This is a genomic window from Brevundimonas sp. Root1423 (assembly GCF_001426805.1).
Window position 1 is genome coordinate 19,422 of the sequence record NZ_LMFL01000046.1, and the last position, 5,653, is coordinate 25,074.

The 5,653-nt window shown below is 69.0% G+C and carries 6 protein-coding genes; 2 read left to right on the forward strand and 4 right to left on the reverse strand.

The genetic code is table 11. From position 1 onward, the window contains the following. Positions 1-75 precede the first annotated feature (75 nt). A complete protein-coding gene (locus tag ASD25_RS24620) occupies positions 76-1,923 on the forward strand; it encodes an ABC transporter transmembrane domain-containing protein (protein ID WP_055830068.1) in 1,848 nt (615 codons plus the stop codon). Here ASD25_RS24620 and ASD25_RS24625 read toward each other — a convergent pair. Together ASD25_RS24625 and ASD25_RS24630 are read right to left on the reverse strand one after the other, a co-directional pair. Then, positions 1,920-2,330 carry a DUF1761 domain-containing protein gene (locus ASD25_RS24625; protein WP_055830070.1) on the reverse strand — a complete coding sequence of 137 codons (411 nt, stop codon included), beginning with the start codon at positions 2,328-2,330 and terminating at the stop codon, positions 1,920-1,922. The two genes, ASD25_RS24620 and ASD25_RS24625, sit on opposite strands and share 4 nt — an antisense overlap. Before the next feature lie 78 nt (positions 2,331-2,408). Next, on the reverse strand, positions 2,409-2,846 hold the full coding sequence (locus tag ASD25_RS24630; RefSeq protein WP_055830072.1) for an HIT family protein: 438 nt from the start codon (positions 2,844-2,846) through the stop codon (positions 2,409-2,411). Between the two features lie 104 nt (positions 2,847-2,950). Here ASD25_RS24630 and ASD25_RS24635 point away from each other — a divergent pair, with 104 nt between their 5' ends. Beyond that, positions 2,951-3,310, forward strand: coding sequence for a phage holin family protein (locus tag ASD25_RS24635; protein ID WP_055830661.1), 360 nt, complete (start codon positions 2,951-2,953; stop codon positions 3,308-3,310). A gap of 4 nt (positions 3,311-3,314) precedes the next feature. On the opposite strand, the gene ASD25_RS24640 is transcribed toward ASD25_RS24635, so the two are convergent. Next, on the reverse strand, positions 3,315-4,469 hold the full coding sequence (locus tag ASD25_RS24640) for a GNAT family N-acetyltransferase (RefSeq protein WP_055830075.1): 1,155 nt from the start codon (positions 4,467-4,469) through the stop codon (positions 3,315-3,317). 190 nt (positions 4,470-4,659) lie between these two features. Then, the gene (locus ASD25_RS24645; RefSeq protein ID WP_055830077.1) at positions 4,660-5,118 is read right to left on the reverse strand and encodes a RidA family protein; all 459 of its coding nucleotides are present in this window, start codon (positions 5,116-5,118) and stop codon (positions 4,660-4,662) included. Between the last annotated feature and the right edge of the window lie 535 nt (positions 5,119-5,653).

Below are 5,653 nucleotides of genomic sequence, written 5' to 3' on the forward strand. Positions count from 1 at the left end.
AAACCCGCCAGCGAAGGGCGGGAATGAGCGGCGGCGTTTACACCGGGGGCCGTTCCGGGGCAAGAGGCGCGCGCCATGACAGATGCAACCGCCACCGCCGACGCTGCTGACATCCGGGGACGCCCCGGCGCGGGGGCCGTTCTCATGGAACAGCTGGGCGAGGCGGGGCAGCGGCGCGAGAAGCGGCGCGACGTCCGCCCGCTGGGCCGGCTGCTGCCCTATGCGATGCGGCACAAGGGTCATCTGACGATGGCCGCCGTCTGGCTGATCCTGTCCACCGCCGCCTCCCTGGCCCTGACGGCGTCGGCGCGGGGGGCGATCGACAACGGCTTCGACAACGGCGGATCGCAGCTGAACCTGTGGTTCATGCTGCTGGGCGCCAACGCCCTGTTCCTGGGCCTGGCGACCGCCGTCCGATATTATTTCGTGACCAAGACCGGCGAGCGGGTCATCGCCGATCTGCGCAAGGGGCTGTTCGGGCGAATCCTGACGCTGGACCCGGCCTTCTACGCCGCCATGCGGACGGGGGAGGTGCTGTCGCGCCTGACGACGGACATCGCCCTGGTCGAGACCCTGCTGACCACCTCGGTATCGTTCGCGCTGCGAAACTTCCTTACCCTGATCGGCGGAACCGTGCTGCTGTTCGTGGTCAGTCCCAAGCTGACCGGGATGGTGCTGCTGGTCGTGCCGCTGTTGTTGGGCCCCATCTTCCTGTTCGGGCGGCGGGTGCGGAAGCTGACGGTGGCGTCTCAGGACCGGTTCGCGAACGCCGTCGGTTTCGCCGGCGAGAGCGTGGACGCGATCGAGACGGTGCAGGCGTTTGGCCGCGAGGCCAGCGCCATCGACCGCTTCGGCAAGGCCGTCGAGGACGCCTTCGGCGTGTCCCTGGTGCGGATGAAGGCGCGGGCCCTGATGACGGCCATGATCATCGGGGTGATGTTCGGCGGCGTCACCCTGGTGCTGTGGCTGGGGGCGCAGGACGTGATCGCCGGACGGATGACCCCGGGCGCGCTGCTGCAGTTCGTGCTGCTGTCGGTGTTCGCCGCCGGGGCGGTGGGGGCGCTGGGCGAGAGCTGGGGCGACGTACAGAAGGCGGCGGGGGCCATGGAGCGGATCGACGAGCTGATGCGCGCCGAGGCGGCCATCCGGGCGCCGGAGACGCCGCGGGCGCTGCCGGACCCGGCGACGGGCGAGGTGTCGATGTCGGCGGTGCAGTTCGCCTATCCGGGCCGGCCCGATCTGCCGGCGTTGAAGGGCTTTTCGCTGACGGTCAGGCCGGGCGAGACGGTGGCGCTGGTGGGGCCCTCGGGGGCCGGCAAGAGCACGGTGTTCCGGCTCTTGCTGCGCTTCTACGATCCGCAGTCGGGCGTGGTGTCGGTGGACGGGATCGACGTGCGCGAGGCCGATCCGGTGGCGGTGCGCGGCCGCTTCGCCTGGGTGTCGCAGGAGGCGCCGCTGTTCTCGGGTTCGGCCAACGAGAATATCCGCTTCGGGCGGGAGGACGCCGATGACGCCGCGATCCGCGCCGCGGCCGAGGAGGCGCAGGCGCTGACGTTCGTGGAAGCCCTGCCGGAGGGGTTCGACACGCCGCTGGGCGAGCGCGGCAAGAGCCTGTCGGGCGGGCAGCGGCAGCGGATGGCCATCGCGCGGGCGCTGGTGCGGGACGCGCCGATCCTGCTGCTGGACGAGGCCACCTCGGCGCTGGACGCCGAGAACGAGCGGCTGGTGCAGGCCGCGCTGGATCAGGCGATGCAGGACCGCACGACCATCGTCATCGCCCACCGCCTGGCCACGGTCCTGCGCGCCGACCGCATCGTGGTGATGGAGGACGGCAAGGTGGTGCAGGAGGGCACGCACCAGGCGCTGATGGCGCAGGGCGGGCTCTACGCCCGGCTGGCCGAGCTGCAGTTCCGGGCCGACTAGGTTTTCGGCTTGAGCCTAAGGCCGCCGATGATGGCCCCGCCGAGGGCGTAGACGACCAGCAGGTGGCTCCAGTCGATGGGCAGCAGGCCCATCGGCGATGTCTGGTAGATGAAGCCGTAGGCCGAGGTCATCAGGGCGAAGCAGACGCCGGCGATGAGGCCGATCTTCAGGCCGTTCATCCAGCCCGGCGCGCCGTCGCGGGCGATGAACCAGCCCAGACCGACCATGGTGACGAAGGTCTGGACCAGGCCCAGCATCATCCACATCGAATCGCCGCTGCCTTCGTCGGTGACGCCGGTGAGGGCCATCCATTTCTCGGCGAAGATCAGGCCGTACCAGAGGAAACCGGTGAAAAAGGCGACCACGGTCGCCACGATGATGCCCAGCCAGTTCAGTTTCGCCGCCATGTCAGCCCCTCCAAGGCTGCGGATCATCCGCTTCCGGACGAGGCTACGCCTGTTCCCGAAGCGATCAATGAACGATGTTCACTCAAGCGCCGCGGCGATGCGGTCGGCGAGCGCGCGCAGGGTTTCGGTGTCGGCCATGGGGGCGTGGCCGTGGCCCTTCATCGCCCGGTCGGCCCAGCGGGGGATGATGTGGAAATGCAGGTGGAAGACGGTCTGGCCGCCCGCCTCGCCGTTGAACTGCATGATCTGGAGGCCGTCGGGCTGCAGCGCCTTTTCGACCGCGCGGGCGGTGCGCCGCGTCGCCTCGGCGAGGCGGGCGAGGGCGTCAGGCTCGATCTCCAGCAGGGTGCGGGCCGTGGAGGTCTTCGAGACCAGCAGGACGTGGCCTTCCGACTGGGGGAAGACGTCCATGAAGGCGAGGACGTGATCATCCTCCCAGACCTTCACCGACGGGATTTCGCCGCGCAGGATCTTTGCGAAGATGTTGTCGGGATCATACGGGGCGTTGAGGGTCATGGCAGGCTCCGGGCGGCTGTCAGGCGAGGCTAGCAACGGAGGCGAGACGAGGGGAGCCCCGGCGGCCGTCGGGTGTTATGGTCAAGGTCAAAAGGGAGTCGGCCATGTTGCGGTTCATCGTCCAGTTTCTCGTCACCTGCCTGGCCCTGTGGCTGGCGGCGCAGGTCGTGCCGGGCGTCGGGTTCACCGACACCCCCTCGCTGCTGCTGGCGGCGGTGCTGCTGGGCGTGGCCAACGCCATCGTGCGGCCGATCCTGACGATCCTGACCTTCCCGCTGACCATCATCACCTTCGGCCTGTTCCTGCTGGTGGTGAATGCGGCGGTGATCGGCCTGGTGGCGATGCTGCTGGGCGGGTTCGTGGTCGACGGCCTGGCGGCCGGGATCGGCGCGGCCATCGTCACCGGCATCGTCAGCTGGATCGCCGGCTGGTTCATCGGCGAGGACCCGAAGCGCGACGGCTGAGCCATCAGCCGCCCCTGCGGAAGGGCGAGAGCTCTTCGGCCATCACGGCGATCTCGGCCTCCACGGCGGGCCGCTCGCCTTCCAGATAGCGGGCCACGGGCTCGCGCAGGGCCGGGTCGGCGATGAAGTGGGCCGAGTAGACGGGGGAGGGCAGGTAGCCGCGGGCGATCTTGTGCTCGCCCTGGGCCCCGGCCTCGACACGCGACAGGCCGCGCGAGATCGCGAAGTCGATGGCCTGGTAATAGCAGAGCTCGAAATGGAGGAAGGGGACCTCCTCCAGCGCGCCCCACTGGCGGCCGTAGAGGGCGTCGGCGCCGATCAGGTTCAGGGCGCCCGCGATGGCTTGACCGTCCCGGAAGGCCATGACCAGGGCGATGCGGTCGGCCATGGTCGCGCCGAGGCGGGTGAAGAAGTCGCGCGTCAGATAGGGCCGGCCCCATTTCCGCTCGCCGGTGTCCATGTAGAAGGCGAAGAAGGCGTCCCAGTGCGCTTCGGTGATGCCGGCGCCGGTCAGGACGCGGATGTCGAGCCCGGCCCGGGCCTCGCGGCGTTCGCGGCGGATGGTCTTGCGGCGGTTCGAGGACAGGGCGGACAGGAAGTCGTCGAAGGTCGCATAGCCGTCGTTGCGCCAGACGTACTGCATGTCCTGCCGCTGCAGCAGGCCGGCCTCGCCCATGGCGGCCCATTCGGACCGTGTCGGGAAGTTGACGTGCAGGGAGGAGACGCCGAGCCGCTCGGTCAGGGCCAGGGCGCCCTGCAGCAGGGCTTGCCGGATCGTGGCCGGGTCGGCGTCGGGATGGGCGAGGAAGCGCGGGCCGGTGACGGGGGTGAAGGGCACGGCGGCCAGCAGCTTGGGATAGTAGCGGCCGCCGGCGCGTTCGTAGGCGTCGGCCCAGCTGTGATCGAAGACGTATTCGCCCTGGCTGTGGCCCTTGAGCCAGAGGGGCATGACGCCGAGGACGCGGCCGGTTTCGTCCCTGAGCGACAGGTGGCGGCCGGCCCAGCCCTGCTGCGGGACGGCGCTGCCGGAGGCCTCGCAGGCATCGAGGAAGTCGAAGGAGACGAACGGGTCGCCGGAGGGGGCGGCGCAGGCGTCCCACGCCTCGCGGCCGATGTCGGCGACCCGGTCGTGGACGTGGATCGTGAATCCCGTGCTCATGCGGGCGTCCCGCGAAGCGGGCCTTGATCTTCGCGGCGCGCCGGTCGGGCGAGGGGAAGCTTCATCACGAAGGACACGAAGGGTTCACAAAGCACACGAGGGGACTTGCGCATGGCTCCGGCCCCGTTGTGCCCTTCGTGAGACCTTCGTGTCCTTTGTGATGAACCCGCTTCGCGGGGGAAGTCAGTGGTCACCGCACCTCGACGATGGCGTCCACCTCGACGGCGAAGCCGAGGGGGAGTTTGTAGACGCCGACGGCCGAGCGGGCGTGGCGGCCCTTGTCGCCGAAGACCTCGACCATCAGGTCCGAGCAGCCGTTGATGACGGCGGGGATGGCCTCGAAGTCGCCGGCGGCCTGGACGAAGCCGCCCAGTTTGACCACGCGGACGACGCGCTCGAGATCGCCGTCCAGGGCGGCCGACATCTGGGCCAGCAGGTTGACGCCGCACATGCGGGCCGCGTCCTTCGCCTGGTCCGGCGAGACGTCGGCGCCGACGGTGCCCTTGATCCCGCCCGCGGCGTCGTTCGACAGTTGGCCGGAGATGTGGACCAGGTTCCCGGTCTGGACGAAGGGCACATAGTTGGCGACCGCCTTGGCGGGTTCCGGCAGGGAGATGCCGAGTTCGGCGAGGCGGGCGGCGACGGTCATGGGAAGGCTCCTGGGGGTTTGGCGGCGGTTTAGCGCGGCCGGATCGTATTGTCTTCTCCCTCTCCCGAAGTGGGGAGGGATGTCGGCGTGAAGCGACGACTGGGTGGGGAAGTGTGAAGCCGGGCGCCGTCGGGGCGGGACTGGCGTTCCCACCCGGGCTCCGCTGCGCTTCGCCGTTCCTCCCCCTGAAGGGGAGGGATAAAAAATGCGGTATTTTAATACCGTTCCCTGATAAGCATTCTATTTCAATAGGATAGTCTATATGTACGCATCTTGTCTGCCTTGACCCCACGCCCCCCTTCCTCTATCAGCGCGCCTTCCGCTCGTCCCCGTCATCGGGAGGGGCCCTCCGTTCGTCTGTCCCAGGAACCCCGAACATGCTGAAGAGCACCACGGTCGCGCTGAAGCCGGCCGAGGTCACGAAGAAGTGGATTCACATCGACGCCGAAGGCGTCGTCGTGGGCCGTCTCGCGACCTTCATCCAGACCACCTTCGGCATCAGCCGCGACGACTCCGGCCGATTCCTGCAGGCCTA

Bases quoted from the DNA above. Each gene is read 5' to 3' on its own strand.
- ASD25_RS24620 (WP_055830068.1), top strand. From the start codon at position 76: ATGACAGATGCAACCGCCACCGCCGACGCTGCTGACATCCGGGGACGC.
- ASD25_RS24625 (WP_055830070.1), bottom strand. From the start codon at position 2,330: ATGGCGGCGAAACTGAACTGGCTGGGCATCATCGTGGCGACCGTGGTC.
- ASD25_RS24630 (WP_055830072.1), bottom strand. From the start codon at position 2,846: ATGACCCTCAACGCCCCGTATGATCCCGACAACATCTTCGCAAAGATC.
- ASD25_RS24635 (WP_055830661.1), top strand. From the start codon at position 2,951: ATGTTGCGGTTCATCGTCCAGTTTCTCGTCACCTGCCTGGCCCTGTGG.
- ASD25_RS24640 (WP_055830075.1), bottom strand. From the start codon at position 4,469: ATGAGCACGGGATTCACGATCCACGTCCACGACCGGGTCGCCGACATC.
- ASD25_RS24645 (WP_055830077.1), bottom strand. From the start codon at position 5,118: ATGACCGTCGCCGCCCGCCTCGCCGAACTCGGCATCTCCCTGCCGGAA.